Origin of the sequence: Bacillus sp. (in: firmicutes), from assembly GCA_017656295.1 — a bacterium.
GTDB lineage: Bacteria > Bacillota > Bacilli > Bacillales > JACDOC01 > JACDOC01.
Genome location: JACDOC010000003.1, coordinates 222,303 through 238,967, shown reverse-complemented (window position 1 = coordinate 238,967; position 16,665 = coordinate 222,303). Strand labels below are relative to the sequence as shown.

At 39.0% G+C, this 16,665-nt stretch carries 18 protein-coding genes; all 18 read left to right on the top strand.

The features are described from left to right. Positions 1-72: 72 nt before the first annotated feature. The 18 genes from H0Z31_05300 to H0Z31_05215 all read left to right on the top strand — a co-directional run bounded on the left by H0Z31_05300 (position 73) and on the right by H0Z31_05215 (position 16,528). Positions 73-357, top strand: a complete 285-nt coding sequence (locus H0Z31_05300; GenBank protein ID MBO8176860.1) for a hypothetical protein — start codon at positions 73-75, stop codon at positions 355-357. A 200-nt stretch (positions 358-557) separates the two neighbouring features. Next, positions 558-1,892 carry a nodulation protein NfeD gene (locus H0Z31_05295; GenBank protein ID MBO8176859.1) on the top strand — a complete coding sequence of 445 codons (1,335 nt, stop codon included), beginning with the start codon at positions 558-560 and terminating at the stop codon, positions 1,890-1,892. Between the two features lie 13 nt (positions 1,893-1,905). After that, the gene (gene floA / locus H0Z31_05290) at positions 1,906-2,910 is read left to right on the top strand and encodes a flotillin-like protein FloA (GenBank protein MBO8176858.1); all 1,005 of its coding nucleotides are present in this window, start codon (positions 1,906-1,908) and stop codon (positions 2,908-2,910) included. Positions 2,911-2,938: 28 nt separating this feature from the next. Continuing rightward, positions 2,939-3,334 carry a hypothetical protein gene (locus tag H0Z31_05285; GenBank protein MBO8176857.1) on the top strand — a complete coding sequence of 132 codons (396 nt, stop codon included), beginning with the start codon at positions 2,939-2,941 and terminating at the stop codon, positions 3,332-3,334. Between the two features lie 90 nt (positions 3,335-3,424). Next, on the top strand, positions 3,425-3,709 hold the full coding sequence (gene yqfC / locus H0Z31_05280; GenBank protein MBO8176856.1) for a sporulation protein YqfC: 285 nt from the start codon (positions 3,425-3,427) through the stop codon (positions 3,707-3,709). Positions 3,710-3,723: 14 nt separating this feature from the next. Next, positions 3,724-4,917, top strand: a complete 1,194-nt coding sequence (gene yqfD / locus H0Z31_05275; GenBank protein ID MBO8176855.1) for a sporulation protein YqfD — start codon at positions 3,724-3,726, stop codon at positions 4,915-4,917. Then, positions 4,914-5,882 carry a PhoH family protein gene (locus H0Z31_05270; protein ID MBO8176854.1) on the top strand — a complete coding sequence of 323 codons (969 nt, stop codon included), beginning with the start codon at positions 4,914-4,916 and terminating at the stop codon, positions 5,880-5,882. The genes yqfD and H0Z31_05270 overlap by 4 nt, the downstream gene beginning before the upstream one ends. Positions 5,883-6,047: 165 nt before the next feature. Beyond that, the gene (locus H0Z31_05265; GenBank protein ID MBO8176853.1) at positions 6,048-8,225 is read left to right on the top strand and encodes an HD family phosphohydrolase; all 2,178 of its coding nucleotides are present in this window, start codon (positions 6,048-6,050) and stop codon (positions 8,223-8,225) included. Then, positions 8,222-8,692 (top strand): rRNA maturation RNase YbeY, encoded by a 471-nt coding sequence (ybeY, locus tag H0Z31_05260; GenBank protein ID MBO8176852.1) that lies wholly within the window; start codon positions 8,222-8,224, stop codon positions 8,690-8,692. The genes H0Z31_05265 and ybeY overlap by 4 nt, the downstream gene beginning before the upstream one ends. Further along, positions 8,676-9,059 (top strand): diacylglycerol kinase family protein, encoded by a 384-nt coding sequence (locus H0Z31_05255; GenBank protein MBO8176851.1) that lies wholly within the window; start codon positions 8,676-8,678, stop codon positions 9,057-9,059. The genes ybeY and H0Z31_05255 overlap by 17 nt, the downstream gene beginning before the upstream one ends. A gap of 155 nt (positions 9,060-9,214) precedes the next feature. Continuing rightward, positions 9,215-9,619: a cytidine deaminase gene (locus H0Z31_05250; GenBank protein MBO8176850.1), complete on the top strand. Its 405-nt coding sequence runs from the start codon at positions 9,215-9,217 to the stop codon at positions 9,617-9,619. Next, a complete protein-coding gene (era, locus tag H0Z31_05245; GenBank protein ID MBO8176849.1) occupies positions 9,612-10,526 on the top strand; it encodes a GTPase Era in 915 nt (304 codons plus the stop codon). The genes H0Z31_05250 and era overlap by 8 nt, the downstream gene beginning before the upstream one ends. Before the next feature lie 131 nt (positions 10,527-10,657). Further along, positions 10,658-10,798 (top strand): YqzL family protein, encoded by a 141-nt coding sequence (locus H0Z31_05240; GenBank protein ID MBO8176848.1) that lies wholly within the window; start codon positions 10,658-10,660, stop codon positions 10,796-10,798. 82 nt (positions 10,799-10,880) lie between these two features. Next, the gene (gene recO, locus H0Z31_05235) at positions 10,881-11,633 is read left to right on the top strand and encodes a DNA repair protein RecO (protein MBO8176847.1); all 753 of its coding nucleotides are present in this window, start codon (positions 10,881-10,883) and stop codon (positions 11,631-11,633) included. 325 nt (positions 11,634-11,958) lie between these two features. Further along, a complete protein-coding gene (glyQ, locus tag H0Z31_05230) occupies positions 11,959-12,849 on the top strand; it encodes a glycine--tRNA ligase subunit alpha (GenBank protein ID MBO8176846.1) in 891 nt (296 codons plus the stop codon). Further along, entirely contained in the window at positions 12,846-14,918 is a 2,073-nt protein-coding gene (locus H0Z31_05225; GenBank protein MBO8176845.1) for a glycine--tRNA ligase subunit beta, read from the top strand. Before glyQ ends, H0Z31_05225 begins: the two co-directional genes overlap by 4 nt. 144 nt (positions 14,919-15,062) lie before the next feature. After that, a complete protein-coding gene (locus H0Z31_05220; GenBank protein ID MBO8176844.1) occupies positions 15,063-15,695 on the top strand; it encodes a helix-turn-helix transcriptional regulator in 633 nt (210 codons plus the stop codon). Between the two features lie 26 nt (positions 15,696-15,721). Next, positions 15,722-16,528, top strand: coding sequence for a kinase/pyrophosphorylase (locus H0Z31_05215; GenBank protein ID MBO8176843.1), 807 nt, complete (start codon positions 15,722-15,724; stop codon positions 16,526-16,528). The last annotated feature ends 137 nt before the right edge of the window (positions 16,529-16,665 follow it).

The following is a 16,665-nucleotide window of genomic DNA, read 5'->3' as shown; positions in this document are numbered from 1 at the left end:
AGAAAATTCCCGGTATACAACAAGGGTGGTTCCAAGATATACGTCATGTCACACATTCCAAGTAAGAAAGCCATGAAAACCATGAGAGCCAAAATAAAAGAACATACATCTCCACGGAAAAAGTTGTTTCTCACGTTGGACGAACTGTTAGAAGGATTAAATAGGAAATTAAGGGGATTCAAGAACTACTATCAAATATCCCCAATGTCGAAGAAATGGCTCAATAAAATAGACTGGTACGTGATTGAACGACTAACCTTGTTTCACAACAAGAAGCGAAACAAAAGAAAGAAACATGCGAGGATGAAAGAGGTTATTGATTTAACAAAATTTAAGTTAGTAAAATTGGCAAATTAGCTGGTACGAATGCCAAAGGAAGAAGAACATCGGAAAGCCGTATGAGGGAAAACCTCACGTACGGTTTGATGAGGGGAAACTGAAAGTAGAAAGAGACAGCAGAAGCTGTCCCTTTTGAAATCAGTTTTCTACTCTACTTTGAAACTTTTTTAATCACCATTCGTACATAATTAGAGAGGAAACGAAAGGGGGGAAATGAAATGAAGAAAATCATGTATTGGAGCTTATTATGTTTCATCATCATTCCATCTTTGTTTTTTACTTTCCAAATTGGAAAAGCGAAGAACGACCTCGTTTATGTTGTCCCTGTAGAAAGAGAAGTAGAAAAAGGATTGTTCGCATTTTTAAAGCGGGCGATTGAAACAGCAGAAAAAGATGGTGCAAAAGTCATCATCTTTGATATTAATACGCCTGGTGGAGTGGTAGACGCCGCCGGAGAAATTGGACAGCTCATTGCTAATACGGATGTGAAAACTGTGGCCTTTGTCAATCCAAAAGCTTTATCCGCTGGGGCATTTATTTCCTTGCATGCGGATGAAATATATATGGTGCCAAACGGAACCATGGGATCGGCAGCGATAATAGACCAATCTGGAAACACCGCTGATAAAAAAGCGGTAAGCTACTGGCTTGCGGCAATGGAAGGGGCGGCTGAGCGAAGCGGTAGGGATCCGATTTATGCGTTAGCTATGGCGGATGAATCAATCGAACTACCGGAATTAGGTGTAGAAAAAGGAGAATTACTCACGTTAACAGCAGATCAAGCATTGAAAGTTGGATATTCAGAAGGAACGGTCCAACATTTTGATGACTTGCTTCGTGAATTAGGATTGGAAAAAGCGACCGTTCAAACTGTGGAAGAATCATTTGCTGAAAAGCTGGCGCGTTTCATTACCCACCCAATCATTGTTCCGATATTACTGACAATCGGTAGTTTAGGTTTAGTATTAGAACTTTATTCGCCAGGGTTCGGTGTCCCTGGATTTATGGGTCTTACTTCGTTATTGCTCTTTTTCTATGGGCATGTAGTTGCAGGTTTAGCTGGATATGAAGTACTAATATTGTTTATAATTGGTGTGGGACTTATTATTGCCGAGTTTTTCCTACCAGGCGGCGTGGCCGGAACACTGGGGTTAATATCCATCCTTGTTAGTATCCTGCTTTCTGGAGGTAGCATTATACAAATGGGCATTTCATTGTTAATTGCCATTGTGTTAAGTATCGTGACGATGGTGGTGATGGTGAAAGTGTTCGGCCGGAAAGTTCGGTTCTTCTCTAAAATCATTTTAAAGGATTCAACGAACACAGAATTAGGATACGTGTCAAATGTAAACCGAATAGACTTGTTAGGAAAAGTTGGACTCACATTAACTCCATTACGGCCAGCAGGAACGATTGTTGTTAATGATGAACGGTTAGATGTCGTAACAGAAGGTGGATACATCGGTGCCCAACAACAGGTGAAAATTGTAAAAGTTGAAGGTTCCCGTGTGGTGGTGCGCCGGGTGGAAGAACAAGAACAGAAAAACGGATAAAGGAGGAAAAAAGATGTTAGAAAGTGGTACTATTTTTCTCATTGTTGCCATTGTTCTTGGCTTAATCTTTTTAGGATTACTACTTTCTTTTGTACCAGTCATGCTGTGGATCTCCGCCTTAGCTGCTGGGGTTCGCATTAGTATTTTTACCCTCATAGGTATGAGGCTTCGTCGAGTTATTCCTAGTCGGGTGATTAACCCATTAATTAAAGCATCAAAAGCTGGATTGAACGTAACGATTAACCAATTAGAAAGCCACTATTTAGCTGGTGGTAACGTTGACCGTGTAGTTAATGCGTTAATTGCGGCGCAACGTGCGAATATTGAGTTAACGTTTGAACGTTGTGCGGCTATCGATTTAGCTGGTCGTGACGTGCTAGAGGCGGTACAAATGAGCGTTAATCCAAAGGTTATTGAAACGCCATTTATTGCCGGGGTAGCGATGGATGGAATTGAAGTAAAAGCGAAGGCGCGCATTACGGTTCGAGCCAACATCGACCGGTTAGTCGGTGGTGCCGGTGAAGACACTGTCATTGCGCGTGTCGGTGAAGGAATCGTCTCAACGATTGGTTCTTCAGATAACCATAAAAAAGTACTTGAAAATCCTGATCTTATTTCCCAAACGGTGTTAACAAAAGGGTTAGATGCCGGTACAGCTTTCGAGATTTTATCGATCGATATCGCGGATGTGGACATCGGTAAAAATATTGGTGCAGAATTACAAACAGAACAAGCGGAAGCTGACAAGAATATTGCCCAAGCGAAAGCGGAAGAGCGTCGGGCGATGGCTGTGGCGAAAGAGCAAGAGATGAAAGCAAAAGTTCAAGAAATGAGAGCCAAAGTAGTCGAAGCAGAAGCGGAAGTTCCACTAGCTATGGCGGAAGCTCTCCGTTCTGGAAACATTGGTGTCATGGACTACATGAATATTAAAAACATTATCGCTGATACGGATATGAGAGATGCTATTGGAAAAATGACGGGTGAAAAGAAAGACAATAACCAACACGAAAAAGAGTAATAAGTCCCTTAGAAAGGGGATGAATTAAATGGAATCTTTACTATTGGCCATTATCGCTGCGGTTATCAGTTTGTTTTTTAATAAAAAGAGTGAGGAAAAGGAAGAACGTCCACGAAAACATCAACGTACCCAACCTGTTCAACAAGCGGAGCCGAAACCTTCCATGAAAAAAGTTGAAGCACCATTGCCTTCCGGTGAAAAAGTAAGGGCACATACCAGCTCGTCCGTGCAACCGGATGTATATAAATATCGAGAAATGGTAGAGGAACCAGTTCGAAAAACGAAGCTAAAAAATCGAAAAACAAACGAATCAACATTAGAAACGAAGGAGCTCCTTCCAGCTCATCAAGACGATTTTATCCGCGGGGTAATCATGTCGGAAATATTAGGGCCTCCTCGTGCCAAACGTCCTTATCGAAGATAAAAACCTGTCCATCCTGGGCAGGTTTTTTTTATTACGTGGTGCTGAAATGCTCTAGTGATTCATACATATGAGATGAAAGGGGGTTCTTTCATGATCCGGAACTTTCGACAAACAATGAAACGTTGGTTTTCCCAGCAAATGGACCTTCCGAATGACATTTTAATGGACTTACCCCGCATTACGATGATTGGAAAAATTCACATTTATATTGAAAATCATAAAGGACTTTTATCCTTTTCAGATAAAGAACTCCGCTTGTTGTTAAAACAAGGACAACTGCTTATAAAAGGGCACTCCTTCGTCATTAAAACGATTTTACCGGAAGAAATATTGCTTGAAGGGAATATTGATCAAGTGATTTATTTGGATGAGTAAGGGGGCTATAGGCAATGAAAAATCAATGGGTGACCTTTTTTCAAGGGACCGTGTTAGTCAGAGCGCGCGGAGTGGGGGTAGAGCGGTTTGTGAATCGGTTAATGAATGCTCAAATCGCATTATGGAATATTAAACGTCAAGGCACCGATACCATCACTTTTTATGTGATGCTCAAAGATATACATAAACTGCGGCGTTATGTTCGAAAAGAACCGATTCGTTTGTCCTTTTTACGAGGAGTAGGGATGCCGTTTTTATGGAAACGTGTCATGAAGAACAGCGGCTTTTTCGTCGGCATCATTTTGTTTTTAGGGGCGGTGTTTCTTTTATCCAATATGGTATGGGGAATTGAAATAAAAGGGGCATCTCCAGAATTAGAACATAAAATTGAAAAACAGTTAAAAGAAATGGGAATTACAAAAGGAAAACTTCGATTTTACATCGATGATGTCCAAACAATTCAGCGCAAATTGACGAATGAATTGAAAGAAGTCACATGGATTGGTGTGCAATTAAAAGGGACAACCTACCATTTTGAAGTCGTAGAAAAAAATACACCACCACCAGTTGAATATATAGGTCCTCAAAACTTGATTGCCAAAAAAAACGGTGTAATTGTCCAGTTGTTTATTGAAAACGGACAACCATTAGTGTCGGTTCATGAGTATGTGGCAAAAGGCCAAATTTTAGTTCAAGGTGTCATCGGTAAGGGTGAATTTTCTAAGGTTGTTCCTGCAAAGGGAGAAGTTTGGGCAGAAACATGGTACAAGACTGATGTAGAACTTCCTTTAACATCACAATTTACCGTTATGACCGGAAACTCCCATAAGACACATCGTCTTTCTTTCGGAAGTTTTTCAATTCCTATATGGGGATTCGAATCCCCTGAATTTACGAATGTTCAAAAAGAGACGAATCAATACCCTCTCCATTTTCTCGGATGGAAATTACCAATCTCGTATTCAAAGGAAGTAGTGTGGGAAACAGAAGAAGTGGAACGTACGTATTCAAAGGAAGAAGCGCTCGAAGCCGCAATTGCCATCGGACGCGACAATTTAATAAAAACGTTGCCTGAAGGGGCCCGAATTAAAGGGGAAAAAGTTTTGCAACAACGTATAGAGAATGGTAAAGTAAAGGTATCAATATATTTCCAAGTGATAGAAAACATCGCAGAAGCTCAACCAATAATTCAAGGAGATGTGGAATGACAGAAACACGCTATACTCAAACGATTCATCTAGACAATCCAAATGAAGCGATGAGTTTATTCGGTATTTCCGATACTCATCTCAAACTGATGGAGCAATCGTTTCCGGTTTCGATTGTTACTCGTGGAGAAACGGTCGACATAATCGGAAATGAGCAAGATGTTCATATTATTTATGATGTGATTCAACAGCTTTTAACCGTGATTCGAAAAGGCATTTCCATTAGTACCCGTGATGTTATTTATGCCCTAGAGATGGGAAAAAGGGGTACATTAGAATATTTTGGCGAGCTATTCGAGGAAGAAATTGCAAAAAGCGTTAAAGGCAAAAGTATACGTGTCAAAACGCTAGGTCAACGCCAGTACATTCAAGCGATTCGTAAACATGACTTAGTTTTTGGAATTGGCCCTGCAGGTACTGGGAAAACATATTTAGCTGTTGTTATGGCAGTAGATGCGTTAAAAAAAGGGATGGTTAAAAAAATAATTCTTACTCGACCTGCTGTAGAAGCAGGGGAGAGCTTAGGATTTCTTCCAGGGGATTTAAAAGAAAAAGTAGACCCTTATTTACGTCCATTGTACGATGCATTACATGATGTGTTAGGAGTTGAGCAAACCGTTCGATTGATTGATCGCGGGACGATTGAAATTGCTCCTCTCGCTTATATGCGTGGTCGAACGCTTGAAGATGCATTTGTTATTTTAGATGAAGCACAAAATACAACAACGGCCCAAATGAAAATGTTCCTTACCCGCTTAGGGTTTGGCTCTAAAATGGTCATCACGGGAGATCAAACGCAAGTGGACTTACCACGTGGTGTTCAATCAGGCTTAATCGCGGCGGAAAAAACATTAAATGACGTTTCTGGAATTTCTTTCGTTTATTTAGAACAAGGCGATGTTGTTCGTCATCCGCTTGTCGCTAAAATTATTCAAGCATATAATGAAAAACAAGAAAAAGACTAATGAACACTAGGGAATAACCTAGTGTTCATCTTTTTTCACCGTAAGTTAATTTCTAGTCGGTTAATCATGATGAATTTTTTAAGAAAAACTGTTATCATTTTACATAGTTATGAAATATTGAAAATTCCCTCAATAATTGAGGGGGTATAGGAGAGGTCTTCTTTTATGCAACATCTTATTCAAAAAATAAGGTCGATGTTGAGCTATAAAGTATTTACCCTACTGATTTTTTTTCTTCTGGCCGTTGTACTATACGGAGTGTTGTATAATCATGTGAAGCCTGAAACGTATGATATTGAACTATTTTCTATTGCGGAACATACGATCCGTTCACCGATAACGATACAAGATGAAGCCAAAACGGAAGAAGAGCGGCTTAAAGCAGCAGAAGAAGTTGAAGATGTTTATGTGTATAAAGAAGAAATTGGAAAAAACCGATTATCCTTACTAACGTCTATATTTGATTTTATTCAAGAAACGAAATTGGAAGCCAAATCTCCACAACCTCCAGCTGAAGGGGAAGAGGTTGACGATATAAAACAAGAAGAACCTTCAATAGATACACAATTGTCCTTATTAAAATCCAAATTAACTGCGAACGTTTCTGAAGATGTTACGTTATCGCTTTCGGATCAAATGTTTAAAACATTACTATTAGCTAATGATACGGAATTCACACGTGTAAAAACGATTGTCGAGAAGCAAGTAGAGATGATAATGCAAGATCGTATCCGCGATGAGGAAGTCGAGGAAAAAAAGAAAGAAATCGAGGAAAAAATAAGTAAATATCCGTTAGAAGAGTCGTTAAAAAGAGCGGCGATTGAATTGGGTTCATATGCAATTGTTGCCAATGAAATTTTTGATGAAGAATTAACTGACAAGCGCAAAAAAGTTGCAATGGAGAATGTAGAACCGGTAAAAATATTAGAGGGACAAGTGATTGTACTCGAAGGTCACTTAATCGATCGGGAAAAATATCGACAATTGCAACTTCTTGGGCTATTAAATAACAACATGTCCAAAAAGCCTTTCTTTGGATTAGCTATTTTTGTTTTGATCATCATCGGCGCTCTTTACTATCACTTTAAATCTCTTCCGTTACAAGAGGAAAAAAAACAAACCTATTTAATTTTACTCAGTATTATTTTTATTACGTCGATCATTTTAATGAAAATTGTCGGTTTGATGGAAGTGTTTGAAATCACTAATATTGGTTATATTTATCCAGCAGCGATGGCGCCGATGCTAGTGCGAATAATGCTTAATGAACGGCTAGCCATCATGATGACGATCATCTTGGCAGCGTGTGGTAGCATCGTTTTTCATGATGCGCTCAACGGTATCATTCATGTAGAAATAGCTGTGTATATATTGTTTAGCGGTCTTGCAGGAATTTTATTTTTATCGAAAACGAATCATCGCTCGAACATCTTACAGGCTGGGTTTTTCGTTTCTTTCGTCAATGTTCTACTCATTTTTTCGCTCATTTTGTTAGCAAACGGTCAACTAACAAACGAAGATTATATGAATTATATTGTCTTTGCTTTTACCTCTGGAGTGATGTCCGCTATTTTAACAATTGGGTTATTGCCGTTTTTTGAAGCGGGGTTTGGAATATTATCAACGATTCGTCTCATTGAATTGTCGAATCCGAACCATCCCTTGTTAAAGAAAATATTAACCGAGGCTCCTGGGACGTATCACCATAGTGTCATGGTGGCAAATTTAGCGGAGTCGGCTTGTGAGGCGATTGGGGCAAACGGCTTGTTAGCAAGAGTTGGATGCTATTATCACGACATAGGTAAAACGAAGCGCCCTCACTTTTTCATTGAAAATCAAATGAATCGCTCAAATCCCCACGATCGGTTGTCACCGGAGACAAGTAAAGAAATTATCATTGCTCATGCCGTTGACGGGGCAAAAGTGCTACGGAAACATAAAATGCCGAAAGAAATTGTTGATATAGCCGAGCAACATCATGGAACGACATTGTTGAAATATTTTTATCACAAGGCGAAGGAATTAGGAGAAGATGTCGACGAACAGGCGTATCGCTATCCAGGACCTAAACCCCAATCAAAAGAAGCGGCTGTTGTTAGTATAGCTGATAGTGTGGAAGCCGCTGTTCGTTCATTAAATCATCCAACGCCAGAACAAATTAAACAAATTGTTCAAAATATTGTACAAGATCGATTACAGGATGGACAATTTAATGAATGTGATATAACGTTAAAAGAGTTGGAAGTGGTGAAAAAGACACTTTGTGAAACGTTAAATGGTATTTTCCATTCGAGAATCGAATATCCAGACGTCCAAAAACAAACAGAAGGTGAAGAAAAATGAGATTAGAAATTGATATGATTGATGAAACAAATGAGCTATCCGAAGAAGAATTAGAACTCATTGAAAACTTATTGAATTTTGCGGCTGAAAAAGAAGAGGTACAAGGAGGTAGTGAGGTTTCTGTAACGTTTGTAACCAACGAACGAATTCAAGAAATCAATCGTGATTATCGCGGGAAAGATCGCCCAACCGACGTCATTTCCTTTGCCTTAGAAGAACTTGGAGAAGGGGAAACGGAAATTATCGGCTTGGATATGCCAAGGGTACTAGGAGATATCATTATTTCGGTACCGAAAGCGCGTGAGCAGGCAAACGAGTATGGTCACTCGTTTAAACGAGAGTTAGGGTTTTTGGCTTTACACGGCTTTTTGCATTTGCTCGGATACGATCATATGACGGAAGAAGAAGAAAAAGTGATGTTTTCGAGACAAAAAGATCTTTTAGGGGAGTTTGGACTTGAAAGATAAAGGATGGTCTCGGTTTATCCGTTCTTTTTCGTTTGCAGTCAATGGCATCAAACTCACATGGGAAAAAGAACAAAATTTTCGTATTCATGTTTTCATCGCCTTTTTCGTTGTCATCGTTAGCTTGTTTCTACCTTTGTCAGCAATCGAATGGGCGTTAATTATTTTTTCAATCTTTGGAATGCTAGCCTTGGAGATGATGAATACTGCCATCGAGCGAACCGTTGACTTAGTTACTGGAGAATACCATCCGCTCGCTAAAATGGCGAAAGATATTGCAGCTGGTGCAGTATTTGTGTACGCGATAATGACAGTAATCATCGGTCTAATTATTATTCTGCCTAAATTGTTGAGTAAATGGGGACTATAAATTTGCAAACGGGAAGACTTAAACTCGGCCTAGGCCGAGTTTTTTTACACTCATATTTGAAAACGGTTCTAAATTCATATAAAATGTTGTCACCAAACACTTTTCAATAATTACAAAAGGAATTTACATCAAATGGGAAATTGGCAAAGGAGAGCATGGATGTGAAAATAGAACAATTAATTGAAGAAGCAAAAAAAGCTAGAGAAAAAGCATATGCACCGTACTCGAAGTTTCAAGTAGGAGCAGCATTGTTAACAGAAGATGGAAAATTGTATCATGGATGCAACATTGAGAATGCTGCCTATAGCTTATGTAACTGTGCCGAACGAACAGCATTATTTACCGCATATTCGGAAGGTGTCCGAAACTTTACGGCGATGGCTGTTGTCGCAGATACGAATCGTCCCGTACCTCCGTGTGGAGCTTGTCGTCAAGTAATTTCTGAGCTATGTCCACCAAAAATGAAAGTCATTCTTACCAACTTAAAGGGCGACGTACAAGAGATGACGGTAGAAGAATTATTACCAGGGGCATTTTCTCCGGAGGATTTACATGAATAATTTAGGAAACGAGAATTATAAATCTGGCTTTATTTCTATTATTGGTCGCCCAAATGTTGGTAAATCAACCTTTTTAAATCGAGTCATTGGGCAGAAGATTGCTATTATGAGCGACAAACCGCAAACGACCCGTAACAAAGTACAAGGGGTTTATACAACGGATAAAGCACAATTCATTTTTATTGATACACCAGGTATTCATAAACCGAAGCATAAACTTGGCGATTTCATGATAAAAGTGGCCCAAAATACGTTAAAAGAAGTGGATTTAGTATTATTTATGGTAAATGCCCAAGAAGGCTTTGGTCGCGGCGATGAGTTTATTATCGAAAAACTTAAGGAAGTCAATACACCGGTTTTTCTCGTCATCAATAAAATTGACCAAATACACCCTGACGAATTATTACCGCTTATTGACGAGTATCGTTCGCGTTTTGATTTCGACGAAATTGTTCCTATTTCAGCATTAGAAGGAAACAATGTTGAAAGATTGCTCGAACTAATTACGAACTATTTACCAGAAGGGCCTCAATATTATCCCGCCGATCAAGTAACAGACCATCCGGAGCGGTTTATCGTTTCTGAATTAATTCGCGAAAAGGCACTTCACCTAACTCGAGAAGAAGTACCGCACTCAATTGCGGTGGTCATTGACAAAATGGAGAGAAAAGAGAATGATGTTGTTCATGTAATGGCCACCATCGTTGTTGAAAGAGATTCCCAAAAAGGTATCATTATTGGTAAACAAGGAAAGATGTTGAAAGAAATTGGAAAAAGAGCGCGTGTAGATATTGAAAATTTACTCGGTTCGAAAGTGTTTTTGGAGCTTTGGGTGAAAGTACAAAAAGATTGGCGAAATAAACTGTCTCAGCTACGTGATTTCGGATTTAGAGAAGACGAATATTAATTTGGTGAGACGTTTTTTCTAATATTAGAAAAAATTACGTTGAATGAATGATTTGCATCGGGCAATGCTAACGATAACACCGCATTAATGGGAAGTGCATGCTAGTTTCAAAACGGAAAGGTGGGGTTTCTATGTTAGAATTCACCTGGAATGTATTCACAAAAACTGGAGATATCCAAACTTACCTTCTCTTTAAAGAACTAGAGAAGGAAAAAAAGAAAGAACCGAATCCAACGGAAGATGAACTAGCAGAAGTTGATTTCCCTCTTTAATTGATTAAGGGACAGTCCCGCGCTACTTTAAAGTAGTAAAGGATCAATCCCTAATAGGCCAATCTCGAGAGGGTGGCATTACGTGTTTGAAAAAGTGGAAGGAATCGTTATTAAGTCAAGAGATTATGGTGAGTCTAATAAAATTTTAACGGTTTTTACGAGAGAGAAAGGAAAAATTGGGGTGATGGCCAGGGGGGCGAAAAAGCCGAGCAATCGTTTCGCTGCCCTGGCGTTACCTATGACTTACGGATATTTTCTCATTCAAAAAAGCAGAGGACTGCATACGTTATATCAAGGTGAAACGATTTCCTCAATGCGCTCGATACGAGAAGACATCGTTTTAACAGCATACGTAGCGTACATACTAGAGCTTCTCGATCGAAGCGTCGAAGAGAAAAAGCCGAACCCCTTTTTATTTGAATTGCTGTATCAAACCATACATTACATCAATGAGGGACATGACCCAGAGATACTGACAAACATTTTCGAAGTAAAAATGTTAGAAGTATTAGGATTGTATCCTCACGTTCATTCGTGTGTATCTTGTGGAAAAAAAGAAGGTTCTTTTGTTTTTTCTTTACGGGAAAATGGCATTTTATGTTCTACATGTGCACCGAAAGACTCATACCACCTTTCCGTATCGCCTGTTGCCGTCAAATTATTTCGCCTCTTTTATTATTTAGACTTATCGCGACTCGGCACTATATCGGTGAAAAAAGAAACGAAGCAACAACTGCGCTCCCTTATCGATGCGTATTACGAGGAATATTCAGGAATTCAACTAAAATCGAAAAAGTTTTTACAACAGCTTTCGAAACTTGAAGGACTTTCATAGTTCAGCTCATTGGTAGTTGCACTTTTTCTTAAAACCGATTATTATTGTCAGTAGCAATAACTACATAAAGATGTTGCTATGAAGGAAAGGAGTACTTAACGTCCTCTATAAAAGCGAACCTAGGATGGTGCGAGCTAGGGTATAGAGTGTTAAGGAAGGCAGTCTGGAGCAACGATACCCGTTCTTTCTCAAAAGAGCGGTAGTAAAGGTGGCTGTTCTTGTTTTGAGAACAGCAAATAGGGTGGAACCGCGGGTTAACTCTCGTCCCTATGCGTAAGCATAGAGACGGGAGTTTTTTAGTTGAATAATTCATGGAGGTGTTACGATGAACATTCAAGACATGATTTTAACTTTACAGAAGCATTGGTCCGATCAAGGATGTATTTTAATGCAAGCATACGATGTAGAAAAAGGGGCGGGTACGATGAGCCCGTACACCTTTTTGCGAGCCATCGGCCCTGAACCATGGAATGTGGCATACGTAGAGCCTTCGCGTCGTCCTGCTGACGGAAGGTACGGAGAAAATCCGAACCGACTATACCAACATCACCAATTCCAAGTTATTATGAAACCATCTCCTGATAACATTCAAGAAATTTATTTAGATTCATTACGCGCTTTAGGAATCGATCCGTTAAAACATGATATTCGTTTTGTAGAAGATAACTGGGAAAATCCATCCCTTGGTTGTGCGGGACTTGGTTGGGAAGTATGGTTAGACGGAATGGAAATCACTCAATTTACGTATTTCCAACAAGTCGGGGGACTTGAATGTAAACCAGTTTCAGTGGAAATCACATACGGAATTGAACGGTTAGCTTCCTATATCCAAAATAAAGAAAATGTATTTGATTTAGAATGGACAAACGGTTTTACCGTACGTGATATTTTTTATCAACCAGAATATGAACACTCCAAATATACGTTTGAAACGTCGAATACGGACATGCTTTTCGATTTATTTAACACATTTGAAGCGGAAGCAAAGAAACAAATGGAAGAAGGACTTGTGCATCCAGCGTATGATTACGTCTTAAAATGTTCACACGTTTTTAATTTGCTTGATGCGAAAGGGGCTATTTCCGTAACTGAGCGAACAGGTTATATCGGTCGAATGCGGAACCTTGCTCGACAAGTAGCGAAAACATTCTATCAAGAGCGAGAAAAGCTAGGATTTCCGATTTTGAAACAACAAAAGGAGGACAATGCAAAATGAGTAAGCGTGATTTTCTCCTAGAAATTGGTCTGGAAGAAATGCCGGCAAATGTTATAACACCGTCCATGAATCAATTAGGTGAAAAAATTAAGCAATTTTTCCAAGACCAAAAAATTACGTTTGGTGAAGTTCGCCTTTTTTCTACTCCAAGACGGTTAGCGGTTTATGTAAAAGATGTGGCTGAGTCACAAGAAGATATTCATGAAGAAGCGAGAGGTCCAGCAAAAAAAATCGCCATCGATGAAAACGGTGAATGGACGAAAGCGGCTCTAGGATTTAGTCGGGGGCAGGGTGTAGATGTTAATGATATTTATTTTAAAGAAGTGAACGGCGTCGAATATTGCTTTGTCAACAAATTTATTAAAGGAAAAAGCACCATGTCAATTTTACCCGAGCTAGCACACGTTGTAAGAAGTCTATCGTTCCCTAAAAATATGAGATGGGCGAATCAAGAACTTCGATATATTCGTCCAATCAAATGGTTGTTAGCTCTTTTCGGAGAAGAGATCATTCCTTTCTCTGTCGCGAATGTTTCAACTGATCGTTTAACGTACGGACATCGGTTTTTAGGTAGCCAACGATCCATTGAACGACCAGCAGAATATGAGGACGCTTTAAAAGAACAATACGTAATTGCAAATCCAAAAGAAAGAAAAGAGATGATTCTTAACCAAATTCAAGCATTAGAAGAAAAGCAGCAATGGCAAATTCCGATCGACGAAGAATTATTAGAAGAAGTGAACAACTTAGTGGAGTACCCAACAGCTTTATTTGGAACGTTCCAAGAGAAATTTTTAGCGATTCCGGAAGAAGTATTAATTACAACAATGAAAGAGCATCAACGCTATTTCCCTGTTAAAAATGCAGAAGGAAACCTTTTACCGTATTTCGTGACAGTGCGTAACGGTGATGACCGTTATTTAGAAACGGTTGCGAAAGGAAACGAAAAAGTATTACGAGCTCGTTTAGCGGATGCGGACTTCTTCTATCAAGAAGACCAAAAACTATCAATCGACCAAGCGTTAGCAAAACTAAAATCTATTGTTTATCATGAAGAAATTGGTACTTTAAGTGAAAAAGTAGAACGTGTTCGTAAGCTTTCTAATCAATTAGCCGAACTACTTCAATTTACGAAGGAAGAACAATCACTAGTTGACCGAGCGGCACAAATTAGTAAATTTGACCTTGTCACTCAAATGGTCTATGAGTTCCCTGAACTTCAAGGAATAATGGGAGAAAAATATGCCCTCCTTTTAGGCGAAGATGAACGAGTGGCTCGTGCGGTAAATGAGCATTACCAACCTCGTTCGGCTGATGATGTACCGGCAGCTTCTTCGATCGGTGCAGTAGTAGGGATTGCAGATAAGCTGGACACCATCGCCTCTTTCTTTGCTATCGACTTGATACCAAGCGGTTCTCAAGATCCATATGCATTAAGAAGACAGGCGTTAGGAATCGTTCAAACGTTGCTTCATCATCAATGGAGCATACCTCTTCCACAACTAGTAACGGAAGCCGTACAACAAGTGATAGTTGATGGTATTGGTTCTAAAGAGGCATTTGAATTAGAAGAAGAAATCATACAGTTCTTTAAATTGCGCCTAAAGTATGTATTGCAAGAAGAAAATATTCGTTATGATATTGTAGAAAGTGTTTTAAAGGGACAAATTTCGTCGCTTCCACAGCTCTTTGATCGGGCACGTGTCCTTCAAAACCATAAAGAAGATGACGACTTTAAATCTGTAATCGAAGCTTTAAGCCGTGTCGTCAATATTGCGAAAAAAGCAGAAAAAGTTACTACCATCGACCCAGGGTTATTCCAAAACGGCCATGAACATACATTATATAACGAACTCGAACATATTCGAAAAGCATTTTCAGAAACCGCATCAGAGGAAGAAAAATACGAGTTACTAAAATCATTACGCCCAGCGATTGAAGCGTATTTTGAGCATACCATGGTTATGGATCAAAATGAAAAAATTAAAAACAATCGATTGTCACATATGAACGAACTTGCTCACATCATATTATCTTTTGCCAACGTGAATGAGATTATGGTAAAGTAATCTCACATTCTTACAATTTCAATCGGATAAAAAATGTATCGGGGGGTTTCTCGATACATTTTTCTACTTAAAATTCTTCTAATTGTACTGGAATAGTATATAATAATTTATATAAAGTGTAACACATTTGTAGTGAGTCAGGTGGTGAGGACAATCGAACTAAATAAGCGGCAAGAACAAATCTTGCAAATCGTAAAAGAGAACGGTCCAATTACAGGTGAGCATATTGCTGAAAAGCTTAATTTGACACGGGCGACTTTACGGCCAGATTTAGCTATTTTAACGATGGCTGGTTATTTAGACGCTCGTCCACGTGTTGGCTATTTTTATACAGGAAAATCTGGCACACAGCTATTAACGGAAAATCTAAAAAAAATCCATGTAAAAGATTACCAATCCATTCCGGTTGTCGTAAATGAAAATGTATCGGTTTATGACGCGATTGTGACGATGTTTTTAGAGGATGTTGGGACGCTATTTGTCGTAGATGACAAAAGTCATCTTGTCGGAGTATTGTCCCGGAAAGATTTGTTACGAGCCAGCATCGGGAAGCAGGAATTAACGACAATCCCTGTCAATATTATCATGACACGTATGCCAAACATTACGATGTGCCAAAAGGACGATTTATTAATTGAAGTCGCCAAAAAGTTAATTGAAAAACAAATCGATGCTCTACCTGTTGTGAAAGAAACCGAGCAAGGTTTTGAAGTGATTGGACGGATTACAAAAACCAATATAACGAAAGCCTTTGTGGCCCTTGCTTCTGATCAGTAAGAGCCAGGTAGAGGAGGGTGAGAAACTTGACGGATCCAGTGATTTATGTAGTCTCCGATTCTGTTGGGGAAACTGCGGAGCTTGTAACAAAGGCGGCTATCAGTCAATTTAACGGGGCATCCGCCGAAATAAAAAGATACCCTTATGTAGAAGATGAATCCCATATTGAAGAAGTCATCTCTTTAGCTAAGTTGAACCAAGGAATAATTGCGTTTACGCTTGTGAAGCCAGAGATACGGAGCTTTATGAAAAAACGAGCAGAAGAAGAAGGGATTTATGCTTTCGATATTATCGGCCCTTTGATGGATCAGTTTGAAAAACATTACGGAAAACAACCACTATATGAGCCCGGCCTTGTTCGTAAGCTTGATGAGGATTATTTTAAAAAAGTGGAAGCGGTTGAATTTGCGGTGAAGTATGACGATGGCCGAGATCCACGAGGACTTTTGTGGGCGGATATTGTTTTAATCGGGGTATCACGAACGTCCAAAACACCTTTGTCTCAATATTTAGCGCATAAACGTTTGAAAGTAGCCAACGTCCCATTAGTTCCTGAAGTAGATCCACCAGAAGAACTATTTCAAATACCTAAAGAAAAATGTTTTGGCTTGAAAATTAATCCAGAAAAATTAAATTTTATTCGTAAAGAGCGGTTAAAATCATTAGGACTAAACGATCAAGCAAGTTACGCCAATATTAATCGAATAAATGAAGAATTGGCTTACTTTGATAAAATTGTTGAGAAAATTGGATGTAAAGTGATCGATGTAACCAACAAAGCTGTAGAAGAAACGGCCAATATTATCATCAATGAAATTCAACATGCAAAATAGCACATTATTATTTGATGTGCTATTTTGCTTTATTGCTTAATATCATGAAGTAGTTAGAAAAAAAACATGGTCAAATTGTTACAGGTGTATTATAATAAAAAATTGTGATAAAAATTTCTTTGTAAGGTTTATAACTT